At 74.2% G+C, this 17636-nt stretch carries 14 protein-coding genes and 2 tRNA genes; 11 read left to right on the plus strand and 5 right to left on the minus strand.

The window, feature by feature from the left end; translation table 11 throughout:
* Positions 1 to 14: 14 nt before the first annotated feature.
* A complete protein-coding gene (locus IPJ59_RS02235) occupies positions 15 to 1220 on the minus strand; it encodes an FHA domain-containing protein (RefSeq protein WP_293269557.1) in 1206 nt (401 codons plus the stop codon).
* Positions 1221 to 1255: 35 nt separating this feature from the next.
* On the minus strand, positions 1256 to 4897 hold the full coding sequence (locus IPJ59_RS02240) for a tetratricopeptide repeat protein (protein WP_293269558.1): 3642 nt from the start codon (positions 4895 to 4897) through the stop codon (positions 1256 to 1258).
* 160 nt (positions 4898 to 5057) lie between these two features.
* Between IPJ59_RS02240 and IPJ59_RS02245 the strand changes: the two genes are divergently transcribed.
* Entirely contained in the window at positions 5058 to 5384 is a 327-nt protein-coding gene (locus IPJ59_RS02245; protein WP_293269559.1) for an FmdB family zinc ribbon protein, read from the plus strand.
* Positions 5381 to 6238 carry a bifunctional methylenetetrahydrofolate dehydrogenase/methenyltetrahydrofolate cyclohydrolase FolD gene (folD, locus tag IPJ59_RS02250; RefSeq protein ID WP_293269560.1) on the plus strand — a complete coding sequence of 286 codons (858 nt, stop codon included), beginning with the start codon at positions 5381 to 5383 and terminating at the stop codon, positions 6236 to 6238. Before IPJ59_RS02245 ends, folD begins: the two co-directional genes overlap by 4 nt.
* A gap of 98 nt (positions 6239 to 6336) precedes the next feature.
* Here folD and IPJ59_RS02255 read toward each other — a convergent pair whose 3' ends face one another.
* Complete coding sequence (locus IPJ59_RS02255) at positions 6337 to 7335, minus strand: response regulator (RefSeq protein WP_293254310.1); 999 nt, start codon at positions 7333 to 7335, stop codon at positions 6337 to 6339.
* The gene (locus IPJ59_RS02260; RefSeq protein WP_293269561.1) at positions 7332 to 9836 is read right to left on the minus strand and encodes an ATP-binding protein; all 2505 of its coding nucleotides are present in this window, start codon (positions 9834 to 9836) and stop codon (positions 7332 to 7334) included. Before IPJ59_RS02260 ends, IPJ59_RS02255 begins: the two co-directional genes overlap by 4 nt.
* A gap of 182 nt (positions 9837 to 10018) precedes the next feature.
* Between IPJ59_RS02260 and IPJ59_RS02265 the strand changes: the two genes are divergently transcribed.
* The 8 genes from IPJ59_RS02265 (at position 10019) to IPJ59_RS02300 (ending at position 16144) form a co-directional block, all read left to right on the plus strand.
* Complete coding sequence (locus IPJ59_RS02265) at positions 10019 to 10744, plus strand: NUDIX hydrolase (protein WP_293254316.1); 726 nt, start codon at positions 10019 to 10021, stop codon at positions 10742 to 10744.
* A gap of 257 nt (positions 10745 to 11001) precedes the next feature.
* On the plus strand, positions 11002 to 12054 hold the full coding sequence (locus tag IPJ59_RS02270; protein WP_293269562.1) for a hypothetical protein: 1053 nt from the start codon (positions 11002 to 11004) through the stop codon (positions 12052 to 12054).
* Entirely contained in the window at positions 12051 to 12836 is a 786-nt protein-coding gene (locus IPJ59_RS02275; RefSeq protein ID WP_293254322.1) for a hypothetical protein, read from the plus strand. Before IPJ59_RS02270 ends, IPJ59_RS02275 begins: the two co-directional genes overlap by 4 nt.
* Before the next feature lie 268 nt (positions 12837 to 13104).
* Positions 13105 to 13782 (plus strand): hypothetical protein, encoded by a 678-nt coding sequence (locus IPJ59_RS02280; RefSeq protein ID WP_293269563.1) that lies wholly within the window; start codon positions 13105 to 13107, stop codon positions 13780 to 13782.
* A gap of 7 nt (positions 13783 to 13789) precedes the next feature.
* Positions 13790 to 14635: a hypothetical protein gene (locus IPJ59_RS02285; RefSeq protein WP_293269564.1), complete on the plus strand. Its 846-nt coding sequence runs from the start codon at positions 13790 to 13792 to the stop codon at positions 14633 to 14635.
* Positions 14636 to 14806: 171 nt separating this feature from the next.
* Positions 14807 to 14879, plus strand: a tRNA-Glu gene (locus IPJ59_RS02290).
* Positions 14880 to 14919: 40 nt separating this feature from the next.
* A tRNA-Lys gene (locus IPJ59_RS02295) sits at positions 14920 to 14992 on the plus strand.
* Between the two features lie 126 nt (positions 14993 to 15118).
* Entirely contained in the window at positions 15119 to 16144 is a 1026-nt protein-coding gene (locus IPJ59_RS02300; RefSeq protein ID WP_293269565.1) for a hypothetical protein, read from the plus strand.
* Here IPJ59_RS02300 and IPJ59_RS02305 read toward each other — a convergent pair whose 3' ends face one another.
* Positions 16145 to 17122, minus strand: coding sequence for a M28 family peptidase (locus tag IPJ59_RS02305; RefSeq protein WP_293269566.1), 978 nt, complete (start codon positions 17120 to 17122; stop codon positions 16145 to 16147).
* Between IPJ59_RS02305 and IPJ59_RS02310 the strand changes: the two genes are divergently transcribed.
* Complete coding sequence (locus IPJ59_RS02310) at positions 17121 to 17615, plus strand: QcrA and Rieske domain-containing protein (protein WP_293254336.1); 495 nt, start codon at positions 17121 to 17123, stop codon at positions 17613 to 17615. The two genes, IPJ59_RS02305 and IPJ59_RS02310, sit on opposite strands and share 2 nt — an antisense overlap.
* Positions 17616 to 17636: the final 21 nt, after the last annotated feature.

Below are 17636 nucleotides of genomic sequence, written 5' to 3' on the forward strand. Positions count from 1 at the left end.
GCTGGCTCCCTGGCTCACGAGATCTCGACGCGGAGGAGCTGTTGACCGACGAACAGGTAGTCGCCGTGGAACAGCTCGAGGGCGCCCTTGGTGCGCACGAAGGTGCCGTTGCGCGAGCCGGTGTCGGTGAGGATGACGTGGTGCGAGTCGGAGGCCGCGTCGAGGCGGGCGTGGCGGCCCGAGATGAAGCGGTCCTGCGGGAAGTTGATGGTGTTGCCCTCGCGACCCAGGGTCAGGGCGGCGCCCTGGGCCGAGACGATGCGACCCTCGCCGCCGCCGGCGAGCTGCTGGACGACGCGGAAGCGGCCGTCGGGGCGCGGGCTGCTGTAGCTGTAGGTGCCGGCCTCGTCGGGGGCGCCGTCGGAGAAGGGCTCGCTGTCGATGCGCAGCAGCTGCTCGCCGACCAGGAAGTAGTCGTTGTGCTCGAGCTGCACCGGCGACTTGATGCGGACGAACACGCCGTTGACGGTGCCGAGGTCCTTCACGAACAGGCGGCCGCCCTGGACGGTGAAGCGGGCGTGCTCGGGGTTGAGGAACAGGTCCTCGCTGAAGCGGATGTCGCCGGTGCTGCGGCCGACGGTGTGGTTGGTGGCGCTGAGGTGATAGGTGACGCCGTCGCCGCCCTCGCCCTTGATGACGACCAGGCGGGGCACCACGGCCTGCTGCTGGAGGGCGCCGAAGAACATGGTCTTGGCGGCGGGCTTGGTGTTGACGGGGCCCTCGGGCAGACCGGTCGCGGCGTTGAAGCGCGGGGCGGGCTGGGCGACCATCGTGCCGCGCGGCGGCGAGGTGGTCGGTGTGGAGAGCGGGGTGTTGAGGGTCGAGAGCGGGTCGAGCGGGCCGACCGGAGCCTGGGCCTGTCGCGCCTGCGGTTGAGCTTGTGCCTGCGGCTGGGCGACGTTGGGCGCGGGCTGGACCGTGGGCAGCTGCATCGTGCCCATGAGCTTGGCGCCCCCGCTCACGCCTGCGCCCGCGCCTGCGCCGACGCCGACGCTCGGTGGAGCGCCGATGTTGATGACCGCGGCAGGCACGGCGCCGACCACCGGCGCGGCGGCCGAGCGCAGGGCGGGGCTGCCACTCGGGGTGGCACTTGGGCTGCTCATGCCGACGCCGGTCGGCCCGACGATGCGCGGGGCGAGGGCGGCGTTGCAGCGGTCACACGTCGCAGCGCGCAGCGGGTTCAGGTGGCTGCACACCGAACAGGCGAGGCCGAGTTCCATGACAGGGGGATCCTCGTCTGCCCTGTACCTTGTTGTCAACGCGGGGGGCGTGGTTTCGCGGGGCCGGGCGGGGTCGGGTCGACCAGCGGGCGGAGGTCGAGGCAGGCCTGGCCGGGGGGGCGCTCGGACGGGCAAACAGCGTCGTTCTGGAGCGCCCGCGCGGCCTGAGCCTCGGCCCGGGTGCCGGCCTGGGCGGCCACGAGGGCCTGGTCCAGGTCGGTCTGAAACGGGGCGAGGGCCGCGGGGCTCAAGGGCGTGAACTCGGGGGCGATCACGCCGGTGAGCCAGCGTTCCACGGTGATCTCCCAGCCGCTCTTGCGCACCGGCGGGAGCGGGGTGCCGCCGCTGACGCTGTTGGCCTGCGCTGGCCGCGGGCCGAGCTGGCGCGCCAGGGCGGCCGCCGCTGCGTCGCGGGCGAGGCCGGGGACGCCGACGTAGCGGCGCAGCAGGACAGCGATCGCGTCGCGTGGGCGACGCGCGGGATCGACCTGGCCGATCCGCCAGGCCGCGATCGCGGCGACGGTCGGGTCGGCGGCCTGCAGGCGCACGTAGAGGCGCGGCAGCTGGTCGTCGGGGGTGAGGGCGGCCTCGGCGAAGGCGCAGACGCGGCGCTGGAGGGTGTGGCTGGACTGGGCGGCCATTCGGGAGACCCGCGGGAGATCGCCAGGGCTGGCGCCCCGAACGGGAATGCGGGCCAGGGCGGCGCAGGCCAGAGTGGCGACCAGGCCCTCCTGCTCGGGGACGGCGAAGCGACGCATGTACTCGGCGGCCGCGGGGGCGCTGCTGCGGGCGAGCGACCAGGCGGCGGCGTACCAGCTCTCGCGGCTGGGGTCGCTGCTGGCGAGGAGCTCGCCGAACACCGGTACGGCCTCGGGGTCGTCGAGCTCGCCGGCGGCCCGGATCGCGGCGGCCCGGGCCTGTTCGAAGGCCTCGCGCACGGTGCGGGTGGCGTCGCGTGGGGCGGTGAGCTGGGCGCCCATGCGGGCGAGCGGGACGGCGGTCTGCGGGAGGGCGAGCGCGCCGAGGTGCTCCGCGGCGCGCAGGCGGGCGCCGACGGGGCCGCGACCGAGGGCCTCGACGAGGGCGCGGCGCAATTGCTGTTTGCGGGCGGGGCTGGCGTCGTCGCGGACCCAGGCGTGGAGCACGGCGGGCTCGCTGCGATCAAGGGCGTCGAGCATGAGCTCGCGCGGGGCCTCGTCGGCGGGCTCGCGGCGGATCCGCTGCAGCGAGAGGTCGAGCAGCGCGAGCAGGGTGCCGCTGGCCTCGGCGAGGTCGAGGGCGCGACGACCGACCTCCTCGAGCACCTCCGGCGGGCCGCCGTCGGCGAGGATCTGGCGCAGCTGGGCCTCGGCCTCGCGGACCTGGCCGCGGCCGAGGGTGAGCTCGGCGAGGCGGAGGCGGGCGAGCGCGTGCTTCGGCTCGCGCTCGAGGATGCCGGCGTAGGTCTTGCCGGCCTCCTCGAAGTCGCCGCGGCGCTCGTAGAGCTCGCCGAGGCGGACCAGCACGCGGCTGTGCTCGGGGCCGGCGCCCTCGCTGCGGGCCGCGGCCGCGAGCACGCGATCGATGTCGCCGGTGTCGAAGGCGAGCTCGGCGAGCTCGGCCAGGACGTCGGCGCTGCGCTTCGGGTCCTGGCTCATGAGCTGCTCGAGGGTGGCCATGGCCGCGTCGCCGCGGCCGGCGCGGCGCAGGGCCAGGGCGAGCTCGGCGAGGCGCTCGCCGTCCTGCGGGCGCAGCTTGACCAGCTTCTCGTGCACGCCGACGGCCTTGAGGAACTTCTCCTCGCGGGTGTAGAGCTCGGCGAGCAGGAGACCTGCCTCAAAGGCCAGGTTCGGATCCTTGAGCTGATCGAGGTCGGCGAGGGCCTGCTTCTCGACGGCCTGACGCCGGCTCGAGAACTGCGAGAAGTTGCCGCCGACGAGGAGGTCGACCATGCGGGTGCGGGCCTCGTCGTGGACGAGGCGGTGCTCGGGGGCGCGGGTGAGCTCGAAGACCTCCTGCCAGGTCGCGAGGGCGCGCTGGGGGACGCGGTCGTCTTGCTCGAGGAGGGCGCGCAGGCGCAGGTACTTGGGGTCCTTCGGGGCGGCTTGCAGGGCCCGCTCGAGCGAGACGGCGGCCTCGGGCCGGCGGTGCTCGCTGAGGATCTCCGCGTGGCGGGCCCAGCCGGCGTGGGCGGGGCGGATGAGGCCGGGCAGGGCGGCCCACTCCTTGAGCGCGTCGGCCTCGCGGCCCATCTGGAACAGCTGCTCGCCGAGAGCGATGCGGGCGTCGGGGTCGCGCGGGTGGGCCTTGACGAGGCGCTGGGCGACGACGAGGGCGTGGGCGGGCTCGTCGTTGAGGTTGTAGAAGTCGAGCAGGCGCACGAGGGCGGCGCTGGCGGTGCCGGCGAGGGCCTCGACCTCGGCGGCGACCTCGAGGCCCTGGCTGCGCTTGCCGGCGCTGATGAGGCGGGCGGCGAGGTCGAGGCCGATCTGCACGCGCTCGGGGTCGCGGGCGCCGGCGCGGCGAAACTCGGCGAGGGCGGCGTCGGCGTCGCCGGCCGACTCGAGCGCGCCGATCAGGGCGGCGCGGGCGTCGGGATCGCCGGGGTCGGCCGCGAGGGCGCGGCGCCAGGCGGGCACCGGATCGCCGCCGACGGAGGTCTGGGCGCGGGCGAGGACCCGCCAGCCGTCGCCGTCGCTGGCGTGTTTGGGGTCGGCGAGGTGGCGCTCGAGGCGGGCGACCAGGGCCTCGACGGTGCCCTGGCGCTGGGCCGCCTCGTGGACGAGGTTCCACATCGCGGCTCGCTCGCCAGGACTGGCACCACTGGCCTCGAGCTGGGCCCACGCGAGCTCGGCGGCGCGGGCAGGATCGCCGGCCTGTAGACTGGCGCGCGCCCACTCGCCGCGCAGGCCGGCGCGCTCGGACTCGCGGGCGTCGGCGATGGCCCGGGTGTAGGCGGCGTCGGCGATGCCGCGATCGCCGGCCCGCGCGGCGGCCCGCGCGAGCCGCAGCTGGGCGGCCTGACCGGGCTCGGCGGCGGCGAGGGCCTGGGCGAGGCGGAGGGCGTCGGGGCCGCGCTGGGCGGCGTCGGCCTGGGTGTAGGCGGTGAGCAGGAGGCGGGTGCGGGCGTCGCCGCGGGCCTTGCTGGCGGCTTGCTCGAGGGCGGCGATCGCCGCGGGGGCGTCACCGGCGGCGGCGAGGGCCTTGACCCGCAGCTCGAGCACGCGGGGCTGCAGACCGCCGGCGCGGGCCTCGAGCGCGGCGAGGCGATCGGCGGCGCCGCGGGGGTCGCCGTGGGCGAGGCGGACGCGGGCGTCGAGGATGCCGAGAGCGAGGTCGTCGGGGCTGCGCGCGAGGGCCTCGGTGATCCTGCGGGCCAGGCCGGCCTTGCCGATCGCGGCCTCGAGGGCCCGGTACTGGGCGGCGTCGAAGGGGCTGGCGCGCAGCTTGGTGAAGCGCTGGTTGACGAGCGCTGGATCGGCGGCGCTGCGCTCGAGGGTCCAGTCGTCGTCGCCGGCGGGGGCCGAGGTGGTCGCAGCGGTGATCGCAGTCGCGGCCGCAGTATCGGCAGTCGCGGTTGAGATCTGGCCGAAGAGACATGCCCCAAGGACCAGGCAGCGACGGCTCCAGCGACCCGCGGCTCCGGCGGCCAGCGGCGGGCGCGGGCCAGAGGACGCGGCGTGGCGCGGCGCGGGCATGCCCGGCGAGGGTAGCAGGTCGGGCCTGGCGCCGTCTGCGGGCGATCGGGCGCGCGCTGGCTGGCTCATGGCAGCGGGCGACGCGGGCGGGCAGGGCTCACGCGGGCCGGGCTTGACCGGATCGGTGCGCGGTCTAAAGTGCCGGCGCGAGACCCGGCCCATGCCCATCTATGCCTATCGCTGTCAGAACTGTGGTGCGGACGCGGAGTACATCCAAAAATTCAGCGACCCGCCGATCACCGAGTGCGAGAAGTGTGGCGGGCCGCTCGAGCGCGCGGTGACTGCGGCCGCGTTTCATCTGAAGGGCGGCGGCTGGTACAAGGACGGCTACGCGAGCGCCAAGGGCGAGGGCAAGGGGGAGGCGAAGACGGACGGCGCCAGCGAGAGCAAGCCGGAGAGCAAGCCGGCGGAGAGCAAGCCGGCGGAGAGCAAGCCGGCGAGCGACAGCGGTGGCACGACCAGCACCGTGAAGGCGGCGAGCGAGTGAGCGCGCGGATCCTGGACGGGAAGGCCTGCGCGACGGAGCTGCTGCAGGCGGCGACGGGCCGGGTGGCGCAGTGTGTCGTTCGCGGGGCGGGGCCGTGTCTGGCGGTGGTGCTGGTCGGCGACGATCCGGCGTCGCAGGTGTATGTGCGCAGCAAGGAGCGCAAGGCGGCCGAGGTCGGGGTCGCGACCCGCGACCATCGCCTGCCGGCGAGCACCAGCACCGAGGAGCTGTTGACGCTGGTGCGGGCGCTCAACGGTGATCCGCAGGTCGACGGGATCCTCGTGCAGCTGCCGCTGCCGCGTGGGGTCGACAGCGAGGCGGTGCTGCGGGCGATCGATCCGGCGAAGGACGTCGACGGCTTTCACCCGGAGAACCTCGGGCTGCTGATGCTCGGGACGCCGCGCTTCGTGGCCTGCACGCCGCAGGGCTGCATGCGCCTCCTGGCCATGGGTGAGGTGAAGCTGGCGGGGGCGCGGGCGCTGGTGCTCGGGCGCTCGACGATCGTCGGCAAGCCGATCGCGCAGCTGCTCGTGCAGGCCGACGCAACGGTGACGGTGGCCCACTCGCGCACGCAGGCGCTGGCGGACGAGGTGTCGCGGGCCGACGTGGTGATCGTGGCGATCGGCCGGCCGGAGTTCATCCGTGGGGCGTGGATCAAGGAGGGGGCGGCGGTGATCGACGTCGGCATCAATCGCCTGGCGAGCGGGCGGCTGGTCGGGGATGTCGAGTACGCCGCGGCGGCGGAGCGGGCCTCGGCGATCACGCCGGTGCCCGGTGGCGTCGGGCCGATGACGATCGCGTGCTTGCTCAGCAACGTGATCGACGCGGCGGAGCGCCGGCTCGGGCTGCACTGAGGTGCTGAGGTGCTGCGCTGACGAGCTGGGCTGAGGCCTTGCGCGGAGGTGCAGCGCGGAGGTGCAGCGCTGGAGCGCTGGGCCGAGGCGCGGGCCGATCAGGCCATGCCGAGCAGCTCGCGGACGCTGCCGGCGACGGCGGAGGTCGGCAGGCACATGCGGGCGCCGGCGGCCCGGGCGGCGGTGCGGATCTCGTCGGTCGGGGCGTCGTGGACGGCGATGATCTGCGGCGGCTGGGGCAGGGCGGCGAGCTTCTGCAGGACCTCGCTCTGCTTGAGGTCCGGGACGGAGAGCGAGAGGATGACGTGGCGCGGCGGGGCCGACTGGGCGACCAGGAGGGCGTCGGCGCCGGTCTGGGCGGTGAGCACCTCGACCGTGGGGCTGCCCTGGCCGAGCTCGTCCTTGACGCGGGCGCGGAAGTCGGCGTTCTGGGTGACGAGGAGGACGCGCGAGTTCTCGCGCTCGTTGGCGGCCGGCTGCGGTCCGGACACGGGATGCCGCACGTCCTCGCGGAGGTTGAAGGCCTCGAGCACGCGGCGACGGACGTCGACGACGTCGAGCGGCTTCTTGAGGCAGGCGGAGGCGCCGGCGGCGAGGATCCGCTCCATGTTGGATTCGGTGTAGTAGCCGGTGATGGCGATGATCTCGGTGTGCGTGGTCTGCGGGTCGCGCTTGAGGCGGGTGCAGACCTCGAAGCCGTCGACGCCGGGCATCATGAGGTCGAGGAAGATCAGCTGCGGGCGGAACAGGGCGACGCTGCGGCCGGCGTCGAAGGCGTCGCGGGCGACCTCGACGTCGAACTGGTGCGAGAGCTCCTTGACGACGTCGCGGACGAGGTCGAGGACGACGGGCTCGTCGTCGATGACGAGGATGCGGCCGACCTCGCTGCCGGTCGGGACGGTGAACGGGATCCCGCGCTCGCCGCAGACCCGCTCGAGGTCCTCGCGACGCACGCGACGGTGACCGCCGACGGTCTTGAAGGCGGGGATGAGACCGTCCTCGATCCAGCGGATGACCGTGGTGGGCGTGACGCAGCAGATCCGCGCCACGTCGTGGGTGGAGTAGGTGTCCTTGATCGGGGTGCGTCCGCGGCTCATGGCTTGGTCTTGTCGGCGGGGAGCAGGAGCGTGAAGGTCGTGCCCTGCCCGGGCTTGGACCGGACCAGGATATCACCTCCGTGGTCCTTGAGGATGCCGTAGGAGATCGCAAGGCCCAGCCCGGTGCCCTTGCCGATGTCCTTGGTGCTGAAGAACGGGTCGAAGATGCGGCCCTGGATCTCGGGCGGGATGCCGACACCCTCGTCCGTGACCTCGAGGCGGACCCGGCCGCCTTGATCTGGATTGCCGTCGTGGCCGAGGACCAGGCGGACGGTGCCGCCGCGGGGCATGGCGTCGACGGCGTTGCTCAGCAGGTTCAGCAGCACCTGCTCGAGCTGGTCGGGGTCGGCGAGCACCGCGGCGTCGCCGAGGCCCTCCCGCAGCACGCGAACGTTGTGCATGCGCCACTGGTACTCGCCGATGCCGATCACGCGGTCGATCAGGCTGCGCAGCTCGACGCGGCGGCGCTTGCCGCCCTCCTGCTGGCGGGAGAAGAGCAGGACGCCTTCGACGATCTTGCGGCAACGCTCGCCGCTGACGGCGATCTTCTCGACCTTCTCGCGGACGTTGGGATCGAGGTTCTGGCGCTCGAGCAGGAGCTTGCTGTAGCCGACCACACCGGTGAGAGGGTTGTTGATCTCGTGGGCGATGCCCGCGGCGAGCAGGCCGACGGCGGCGAGCTTCTGGGCCTTGAGGATCTGGTCCTCCAGGGCCCGGCGGTGGCGCAGGTCGAGGCCGACGAGGACGGCGCCGATGACCGGCCCGTCCTCGGCGCGGGCCCCGGCCCAATCTCGCCGGTGGTCGCGCAAGAGGCGGCCCTCGAGGTGGAGGGGGATCGCCTCGCCAGCGTGGTTGAGTACGCCCATCTCGCCGACAAATTGACCGGTGCGACGCAGTGTCTCCCACAGCTCGGTCCAGCTGGCGGGGCCCTGCAGGCGGGCGACGTCGACGCCGAAGCGGCGGCCGCGGGCCTGCTCGGCGGTGATGCCGAGGAGCTGCTCGCTGGCCCGGTTCCAGGTGATCACGCGGCCCTCGGCGTCGAGCGAGTCGAGCAGGACGGTGGTCTGATCGAGGACCATCGCCTGGTAACCGGCGAGGGCCTCGGTCTCCAACATGAGCAGGCCGTTGGACAGGCCGAGCGCGAGCTGCGGGGCGAGGGTGGCGAGCAGGCGGTGGACCTGCGGGTCGAGGCTGCTCGGCTCCGCGGCGCGCAGGAGGAGGTGGCCGACGACCCGGGCGGGGGCGCCGAGGACCACGCGGACGACCGGGCGGCTCGGGTCTTGCTCGCCGAGGAGGGCGCGGACCTGGGGGTCCTGCGGGTCGACGTCGACGACCGGGGCGCCGGTCGACCAGGTGGGCGGCGGGGCGAGCTCGGGGCCCAGGGGGCCGAAGCGAGGGTTGTGATCGGTGCGCAGCTGCCAGCGCTCCCAGGTCTCGCCGACGCGGGCGATGAGGGCGGCGCGGGCGAAGCCGAGGCCGGTCATGACGGCGCTGCACGCCGCGGCGACGCTCTCCTGCGGGCGCAGCGAGGAGGCGAGGAGGCGATCGACCTGGGCGGCGAGGCGGGCCTCGAATTCGCGGAGGCGACGCTCGCGGAGGTCGCGGATGAGGGCGACCATCGGCGAGCCGTCGCCGCGACCGGCGGCGAGCGAGAGCTCGACGGCGACGGACTCGCCGTCGAGGCGGCGGAGGTCGAGCTCGCCGTGCCAGTTGCCCGCGCGGGCCTGGCTCATGCCCTGGCTGAGGGTGCGGGCGCCCTCGGGGTCGGCGAGCTCGAGAAGGCTGCGGCCGAGCAGGCTGGTGCTGCCAGGGGTGCTGCCAGGGGTGCTGCCAGGGGTGCTGCCGGCGGTGCCGTCGGCCTCGCCGCCGACGGCACCCCTGCGGCCGGGGGGGGAGGTCGTGCTGGCGAACAGCTCGCGGGCGGCAGGGTTGGCGTGGACGATGCGGCCGGCGCCGTCGAGGAGGAGCAGGCCGTGGTCGAGGGCCTCGAGGCCGCGGGTGAGCGCGCGGCCCATCTCCATCTCGGGGACGCGCTCGCCTTGCTCGGGCTCGCAGGTGACGAGGACGTTGTCGCTGGCGAGCTTGCAGGCGCGGAGCAGGCAGGGGAGCGGGCGACCGAGGGCGGGGGCCAGCGAGATCTCGAGGCTGAAGCGATGGCCGGGCAGGCGCGGGCGCATGCCCATGAAGGCGCGGCCGAACGCGGCGCGCTCGCTGGCGCGGGCGATCCAGCCGAGCAGCGGCTCGCCGACGACCTCGGGGCGCGGTCGATGCAGGTGCTCGAGCAGGGCCTGGTTGCAGGCGACGACGATGCCGGCGGTGTTGAGCACGGCGGTCGCCACGGCGAGGGCGTCGACGATCTCCCCGAAGGCGGCGAACGGCGAGGTCATGCCCTGGGGGAGGGTGCGATCGGAGATCGTGCCCGTCCCGCTGGCGCCTGGCGGACCGCCGACGCGCGGGAAGGAGGATGTCTTGGAGCCCTGACCCACGGAGAGGCCCACCATTAGCAAAGATCGGCGGAGGGCGCCCGCGGGCGCGGGCGAGGGCGCGGGCCGCGGAGCGCTCAGGGCAGGTGCAGGGCCCCCGTGGGGCCCGGCGGCGGGTCCACGCGCCGGGCCCGCGAGCTGCGGTGAGCGCAGGAAATTTCGCGGGCGGTGGACGGGACCCGCTAGTCTCGGCGGCGCGCATGTCGATCACCGTCGAGCCCTCCGCAACTCCCAGGCCGCCGCGACCGGCCGCCACCGTGATCTTGCTGCGAGCGGCCCCAGGCGGGGCGCCACCGGCGATCTTCATGCTGCGACGCAGCGCCCGCAGCCCGTTCATGCCGGACGCGCTGGTGTTCCCGGGCGGGGCGGTCGACGCCGCGGACGGGCCGGCGGGCAGCGACGCGGCCTACGAGGCGGCGGCGCGGCGCGAGTGCAGCGAGGAGGCGGGGGTCGTGCTCGGCGATCGTCCGCTGCGCTGGTTCGACACCTGGGTGACGCCGTCGGCGGAGCCGCGCCGCTACGAGGCCCGCTTCTTCCTCGCCGAGCTCGGTGAGGACGAGGGCGGCGAGGCGGCGGCCGACGGCCACGAGACCCACGAGGGGCGCTGGGCCAGCGCGGCGGAGTATCTGGCGCTCGGTGCGGCCGGTGCGGTCGACCTGCCGCCGCCGACGCTGTGCACGCTGATGCGCCTGGCCGACGGCCGCCTCGCGGCGCTGCGGGGGCTGGCGCCGGAGGACGCGCGCGCGCCGGTGCTGCCGAAGGCGCTGCTCGAGGCGGGGCCGGACGGGGCGGCCCGGATCGTCGTGGTCCTGCCGCACGCGGCGGACTACGAGGCGCTGGCCGGGGACGGGGCGCCGGCGCCGGCGCGCTCGCTCGATCTGCCGGCGCGGATCGTCCGCGAGGGCGCGAGCTGGAGGCCGCTGTGATGCGGGGCGGGGCGCGGACAGGTCGGGCTGGCGTTCGGGACATGGCCTCGGGGACAGGTCGGGCTGGCGTTCGGGACATGGCCGCGGGGACAGGTCGGGCTGGCGTTCGGGACATGGCCTCGGGGACAGGTCGGGCTGGCGTTCGGGACATGGCCGCGGGGACAGGTCGGGCTGGCGTTCGGGACATGGCCGCGGGGACAGGTCGGGCTGGCGTTCGGGACATGGCCTCGGGGACAGGTCGGGCTGGCGTTCGGGACATGGCCTCGGGGACAGGTCGGGCCAGGCGGGCGGCGTGGGTGTGGGCGCTGTGCGGCGCGATCGGCTGCGAGGCGGCGCCGGCACCGGCGCAGGGCCTGGGGGCGCCGGCCGACGTGGCGGCGAGCCCGGGGGCGCCGCCGGCCGAGCCCGCGGCGCCAGCGGAGGTGCACGCGTTGCTGCCCTGGCTCGACCCGGACGCAGGCTCGGCGGTGTACAGCAGGATCGACGTGGAGGTCGATCTCGAGGCGCTGGGGCGGCTGTTCGCGGTGCCGCCGCGGGCGGGGCACCTGCTGCGCGACATCCAGGCGTTCCGGGCCGGGCTGGCGGCGCTGATGGACGGGGTCGGGCCGGCGCCGGCGACGTGGCTGCGCGACGAGGCGCTGGCCTACCTGCCGCCGATCGCCCACTCGCCGTATCTCGTGTTCGGGCTCCGGCGCACGCGGGCCGAGGTCGAGGGTTACCTGCGCGCGGCAGGGCTGCGCGCCGAGGTGATCGAGGGGATGACGACCTACTCGCCCTTGCCCGGGGGCGATGCGCAGGCCGGGCCGGCGGACGCGCTGCCGGTCCACCACGCGCCCGCGACGGCGTTCCCGTGGCGCGTCGTGTTCCTCGAGGACGACGTGATCGGCTGCCTGTCGCTGCGGGAGATCGGCGGCGGCCTCGGCCCGCTGACGGCGGCGCGCGACCTGCCGGCCTCGGAGCTCGAGGTCCAGCTGTCGCGCGGCTTCGCCGAGGATCCAGAGATGCTGCTCGACATGGTCGTCAGCGGGCCGATGCTCAGCCTCGACATCAGCGACGATGTCGGGGCGATCCGCCTCGGTGTGCGCCGCTGGGACCGAACTGGCGTCGACGGCGAGCTGATCCTGCAGCCGCTCGGCGAGCCCGACGCGGCGGTGAAGCAGCTGGAGGCGCGCAGGCCCGCGCTCGAGACCGACGCGGTGCGCGAGCTCTACGAGCGCATCGCGTTCACGCCCGAGCCACCGGTCGTGCGCGGCCGCTTGCAGCTCGCCGCGGCCGATCTTCGGTTGCTGAAGGCGAGCGAGGCGGGATGAGCGGCAGGTGGTGCGCCGGGTTCTGGCTGGCGCTCGCGGCCTGCGGGGCACCTGTCCTTGAGGACAGGCCGGTGCCCGGCGTCACCGAGGCGCCGGCGCCGAGCTGCACGGCGAGCGACGACCTGGGCGGTGCCCTGGAGGCGTGGCTGCCGGCCGACCTGCGTCTGGCGGTGGTGATCGATCTCGGGAGCCCGGAGCTGCCCGCCGCGATCACGCAGCTGCAGGCCGGGGTGCAGGCGGGGCGGGGCCTGCCGGTGGTCGCCAGCCTCGGGCTCGGCCAGCTCGGGCTGCAGCTCGGCTTGCTGCGCCCGCAGCTGATCTCGGCGGGGCTGCAGCCGCGCGAGCTGTTGCTGCTGCACGATCGCGCCGGGGCGGTGATCTGGGTGCTGCGCGCTCGCTGCGATCTCGCGGCGCTGCAGGCGACGCTGGCCGAGGCGTGGTCGCTGCGGGTGCGTCCACTGAGCGAGGGATCGGTGGCCGAGGCGGCGGGCGGGCGCTTCGCCTTCGACGTCGCGTTCCTCTCGAGCGACCGGATCGCCCTCACGCCGCCAGGGGTGGCCCCGCAGCTGCGCCGCTGGCTCGAGCACGGGGCGCCTGCGCCGGGCCTGGGCGCCCCGGGGGCAGCGTCGCCGGGGGCGGTCCTCGACTCGCTGGGACCGGCGCCGATCCGCGGGGTCTTGACTGGTCGCTCGCTGCAGACCGAGGTCGCCGCCGGAGCGCAGCCGCTGGTCCGTACGCTGCGGGCCAGCGCGGCCGGGCTCGAGGTCGATGGCGCACTGTGACCGGGGCCGCCCCAGGATGGAACGAGCTGCCCCGAGGGACATGTTGGATCAGCCAGGTGGTGCATCGGTGACGGGCGCCTGCGCGCCTCCGACGTCGCCTGCGCGGCGGACACTCGTCCCCGGAGGTCGATGCCGGAGATGGCCCGTTGCAGGGGCTTCTGGGCCCCGTACGAGAGAGGCGCGCGGGCCGGAGTTGTGATACGGTCCCGACCTCTCGAGGAGAAATCGACACGTGACGCTGCTTCGTACCCTTGCTGTTCCAATCCTGGTGCTCGGTCTGGCTGTCAGCTGCGGCAAAAAGACCCCCGATGGCACGACCCCGCCCGGTGAGACCGGCGGCACCGACGTGGCCGCCAGCGGCGGCGGCGGCGACGGTGGTAGCGGCGGCGACGGTGGTAGTGGTGGTGGCGACGCCAGCGGCGGCGACGCCGGCGGCGAGAAGCCCCCGGCCGACGGCCCCGACCCCAACAAGGTCTGCGACGCCGAGGTCGCGGAGACGCCGAAGGCGCTGTTCGGCGACAACGTGCTCATCCGTCCGCCCAAGGGCGTCGAGCTGGTCGAGCAGAACGAGTTCTTCGCCCGCATCACCAGCAGCACGACGCAGTCGACCTGCGACGCGATCGTCAGCTTCGCGGCGGTCGGCTACTTCGCGACCGACCCGAGCAAGTCGGTGACGCAGATCCGCGACGAGACCCTCAAGGCCCGTGGCCTCGATCCGGCCGAGGCCAAGTGGGCCGACGAGACGACCAAGAACCGCGACTACTCCGCGTCGTACGAGTACGGCGAGGGCGCGAAGGGCGAGCCGCCGCTCAAGGGCTGGATCGCGTTCAAGGAGAAGGCCGGCAACACCTTCTACGTCGCGTACGAGACCCACCCGAACGCATGGAACGCGGTCGGCAAGAGCTTCCAGGAGTCGGCGCGCCGCCTGCTCATCACCAAGAAGTGAGTCCGCCATGACCGGTGCCCGCGTCGCTCCCCTTCGTCTCGTCGCGGCGCTCGCCGTCGTCACGGCCTGCTCGGCGTCGGCGTCGACATCGACGCAGACCGGGCATGTCCCTTCGGGCTCGGGCGCGAGCGGGCCCGTGGGCACCGGCAAGCCGGCGCACACGGGGGGAGCGGACTCTGGCTCTGGAGCTGGGGACAGCTCCGGGGGCGGGCCCGGTCCTGCCAGCGGCCCCGGCGTCGTGCCGGTCGCCAGCGGGACTCTGGCGCCGGCGTGCGTGCCGGCGCTGAACGACCTCTACACCTCGCTGTTCAGCGGCCGGGTGCTGATGCGGCTGCCGAAGGGCGTCGAGCTGGTCGAGCAGAATGGTTTTTACGCGACGATGGCGGCGTCGCAGCAGAGCACCAGCTGCGGCGCGCCGGTCAAGTTCGCGGCGGTCGGCTTCTTCCAGCAGCCGGCGGGCGACCTGCTCAAGGTCCGCGACGCGCTGCTCGAGCTGCGCGGGATCCCGGCCGAGACGGTCACCTGGTCCGAGGAGGGCAGCCGCGGCCGCAACTACACGGGCGCGTACACGACGACCCAGGATCCGAGGGCGCAGGCCCCGGCGACCCGCGGGTGGCTGGTGCTGCGCGAGGCGCCGAATGACAAGTACGCCTACTTCGCGCTGCTGGAGACCGACGAGAGCTCGTGGGCCGGCCTGCGCTCGCTGTTTCAGGACGCGGGCCGCAACCTGCTGGTCAAGCCGCGGGCGCTGCAGGCCCCGGAGGTGATCGCGCCGAAGCCGGTGGAGCCGGAGCCGAAGAAGCCGAAGAAGGGCAAGGGCAAGCCCAAGGCCGCAGCCGCTGCGAGCAAATGATCGTCCCGTCGGCTGGCAATCGGCTGGCAATCGGCTGGCAATCGGCTGGCAATCGGCTGGCAATCGGTCGCCAATCGCTCGCTGCGGCCGTTTGGATGATGCCGCATCACGGCGCTTGCGGTGGGCGAGGCAGTCGAGTAAAAGGCCAGTCCAATTCGTTGGCGACCGTTTGACCCTGTCGTCTAGGGGCCCAGGACAGTGGCCTTTCACGCCACGAACACGGGTTCGAATCCCGTCAGGGTCGCTCTTATCGCCGGTCACCGCCCCCATCCGGGGGGCGGCTGGGGCTCGTAGCTCAGTCGGTAGAGCAACGGACTTTTAATCCGTGGGTCGTCGGTTCGATCCCGACCGGGCTCACCCCACGCGAAGGACCGGGCGCCAGCCGCGAAGCCTCCCAGGCTCGCGGCTGTCGGCCAGTTCCCTGGATTCGGCGAAGTCTTGTGAGCCTGGCGCCGATCGGGGATCCTCCGATCGGAGCTCGACATGCCAAGGCCCAGCACCCGGATCCTCCTCGCCCTCGTGAGCCTGACCAGGTTTGGGTTCGGGCTCGGGCTCGGGCTCGGCTCGGCCACGGTCCTCGCCAGCCCGAGCCTCGACGCCTGCCTCGCGGAGTGCAAGCGGTCGCAGCTGTCGATGACGAACCGGGCGACCTGCCGGCTCGACTGCGAGATGGACGCGGCCAGCGATCCAGAGCAGATCCGGGCGCGGATCGAGCCGCTGCCCACCAGGACTCCGACGGCCCCGAGCGCGGGCAACCCGACACCCAACACGGGGTCGGCTCCCGCCAATCCCGGGCCCGCGAATGGCCCCGGGTGCAAGGCCGCGTGCGACGCAGACACGACGCTCTCGGTCGACGATCGCGCGACTTGCAAGCTCGAGTGCGACCTCGAGCCAGCGCCGATGCCCACCGGCACACCACCGCCGATGCGTCCGCCCCGGGTCAGCCCGGGCTCGGAGCCAGTGCCGACGCCGACGCCGACGCCGACAACCACGCGGTCGAGCGCTCCGATGGCCGCGTCGCTGCCCGTCGGCCCGCCGTCGTCGCAAGCTGGCTTTTTGGCCAGGTGCCACGCGACCTGCAAGCCGGGCAAGAGCCCGCGCGAGGCCACCGACTTCGAGACCTGCAAGCTCGACTGCGAGACGATGGCGAGCGTGCTGGGCGTCGCCGTGACGCTCGTACCCGACGCGTGGCTCGAGACGCCGCGGCCGATCGCGGTCCGCGATCCGACGCCTGTGCCTGTGCCTGTGCCGGTGCCGAGCACGCCAGGCAAGCTCGTGACGAGCCCGCCGGTGCCCGTGAGCCCCGAGGCCGAGACCTGTGACGGGGCGCTGCAGCGCTGCAACGCGAGCTGCGTGAAGGCCGAGGCCAGCTGCCGAAAGGGCTGCAAGCGCGGCAGCGAGACCGACCGCGAGACCTGCAAGCTCGGCTGCGGCACCGATCAGGAGGTCTGTCAGGGCGACTGCCTCAGCGCCAGCGCGACCTGCGTCAACGCGCGACGCGGCCGCTGATCACCACGTGTGGGCGCGCAGGGCCAGGCGCAGGGTCTCGCCGACGGCGCCGAGGCTGGCGGCCGAGATCTGCGAGAGGTCGTCGGCGTGGGTGTGCCAGGCCGGGTAGCTGTAGTCGATGATCAACAGCGAGGGCACGCCGGCGGCGGTGAGCGGGACGTGGTCGTCGACGAGATCGGGGCCGGGTGCGCGCACGAACTGGGCGTGGCCTGCGGCCTGTCCGATCGACCAGATCGCGTCGACCAGCCCGGGCAACGCGGCGCGGGAGCGCGGGTCCTGCAGGAGTTGGAGGTCGCGGTCGCCGACCATGTCGAGGACGACGCCGAAGCGAGCCGCCCGCACCCGCGGGAAGCGCCCGGCCGCGAGGGCGTCGCCCAGCGCCCGCGAACCGGCGCAGTAGGGGCCGGCGCCGGGTCGCCCGAGCTCCTCGCCGTCGAACAGGATCAGCGAGAAGCCGACCGTGGGCGGGAGCTGATCGACGAGCAGCGGGGCCAGCTCGAGCAGCACGGCGATCCCGCTGGTGCCGTCGTTGGCGCCGGGGATCGGCCGCTCTCGGCGCGCGGGGTCGGGGTCGGACTCGGCCCAGGGGCGCTGATCGAAGTGGCTGGCGAGCAGGAATTGACGCGGGGCCTGCGGGCGCACCTGGGCGATCAGCGTGGTCATGGCGAAGCGCTGGCCGGTCCAGGGATCGACGCCCGCGTGATCGAGGCGATCGACCGCGTCGGCGCCGGCGGCCCGCAGCAGCGCGGCGAGCTCGTCGATCGCGGCGGCGCGACGGGGGTCGCCGAGGGTCCGCGGCAGCTGCATCAACGCGGCCACGCGATCGCGGGCACGCTCGCCGGAGAAGGCCTCGCCGGGCGCCGGCACCGGGCTGCGAGGCGTCGCCGCCGGGCGCCCGCAGGCGAGCAGCAGCGCCGCGACCGCGAGGCTGCCCAGCTTCCGTCCGCCCGCGACCTGTCCCATAGTCGTGGCTACCATGACACAGCGCGAACCAGCGAAGCCCCGCGATCCCTCGCCGGGTTGTGACGATCCTCCAGCCGTCGCCCGGCCGTGGACCCGCCGTGAGGCGATCGGGGCGGGCGTCGGCGCGATCAGCCTCGCGGTCGTCGGCTGCGCCCGATTGCCGCCGGTGCGCGAGGTGCCGAGCCAGGACGGCGCGGTGAGCCTCGCGCTGGCCGACTACCCGGAGCTGCAGCGGCCCGGCGGCGTGCTGCCGGTCAAGCCGGCGGGGGCGAAGAAGCCGGTGATGATCGTGCGCGGCGAGGGCGAGCAATTCTCGGCCTTCTCGCTCAAGTGCAGCCACCTCGGCTGCACGGTCGGCTGGAACGCCGAGGCCCGCAGCTTCGATTGCCCGTGCCACGGCTCGCGCTACAAGATCGACGGGACGGTGCAGAAGGGGCCGGCGAAGCGGCCGCTGACGGCCTATCCGGTCACCAGCGACGGGGCCACGCTGCGCTTCTCGATCGCGTGAGCGACGAGCTCTGGTATCACG

Source organism: Nannocystis sp., assembly GCF_016714285.1.
In the GTDB taxonomy this organism is placed as follows: domain Bacteria; phylum Myxococcota_A; class Polyangia; order Nannocystales; family Nannocystaceae; genus Nannocystis.

Coding starts and splice junctions, on each gene's coding strand:
- IPJ59_RS02235 (WP_293269557.1), bottom strand. CDS start 1,220: ATGGAACTCGGCCTCGCCTGTTCGGTGTGCAGCCACCTGAACCCGCTG.
- IPJ59_RS02240 (WP_293269558.1), bottom strand. CDS start 4,897: ATGCCCGCGCCGCGCCACGCCGCGTCCTCTGGCCCGCGCCCGCCGCTG.
- IPJ59_RS02245 (WP_293269559.1), top strand. CDS start 5,058: ATGCCCATCTATGCCTATCGCTGTCAGAACTGTGGTGCGGACGCGGAG.
- IPJ59_RS02255 (WP_293254310.1), bottom strand. CDS start 7,335: ATGAGCCGCGGACGCACCCCGATCAAGGACACCTACTCCACCCACGAC.
- IPJ59_RS02260 (WP_293269561.1), bottom strand. CDS start 9,836: ATGGTGGGCCTCTCCGTGGGTCAGGGCTCCAAGACATCCTCCTTCCCG.
- IPJ59_RS02265 (WP_293254316.1), top strand. CDS start 10,019: ATGTCGATCACCGTCGAGCCCTCCGCAACTCCCAGGCCGCCGCGACCG.
- IPJ59_RS02270 (WP_293269562.1), top strand. CDS start 11,002: ATGGCCTCGGGGACAGGTCGGGCCAGGCGGGCGGCGTGGGTGTGGGCG.
- IPJ59_RS02275 (WP_293254322.1), top strand. CDS start 12,051: ATGAGCGGCAGGTGGTGCGCCGGGTTCTGGCTGGCGCTCGCGGCCTGC.
- IPJ59_RS02285 (WP_293269564.1), top strand. CDS start 13,790: ATGACCGGTGCCCGCGTCGCTCCCCTTCGTCTCGTCGCGGCGCTCGCC.
- IPJ59_RS02300 (WP_293269565.1), top strand. CDS start 15,119: ATGCCAAGGCCCAGCACCCGGATCCTCCTCGCCCTCGTGAGCCTGACC.
- IPJ59_RS02310 (WP_293254336.1), top strand. CDS start 17,121: ATGACACAGCGCGAACCAGCGAAGCCCCGCGATCCCTCGCCGGGTTGT.
- IPJ59_RS02305 (WP_293269566.1), bottom strand. CDS start 17,122: ATGGTAGCCACGACTATGGGACAGGTCGCGGGCGGACGGAAGCTGGGC.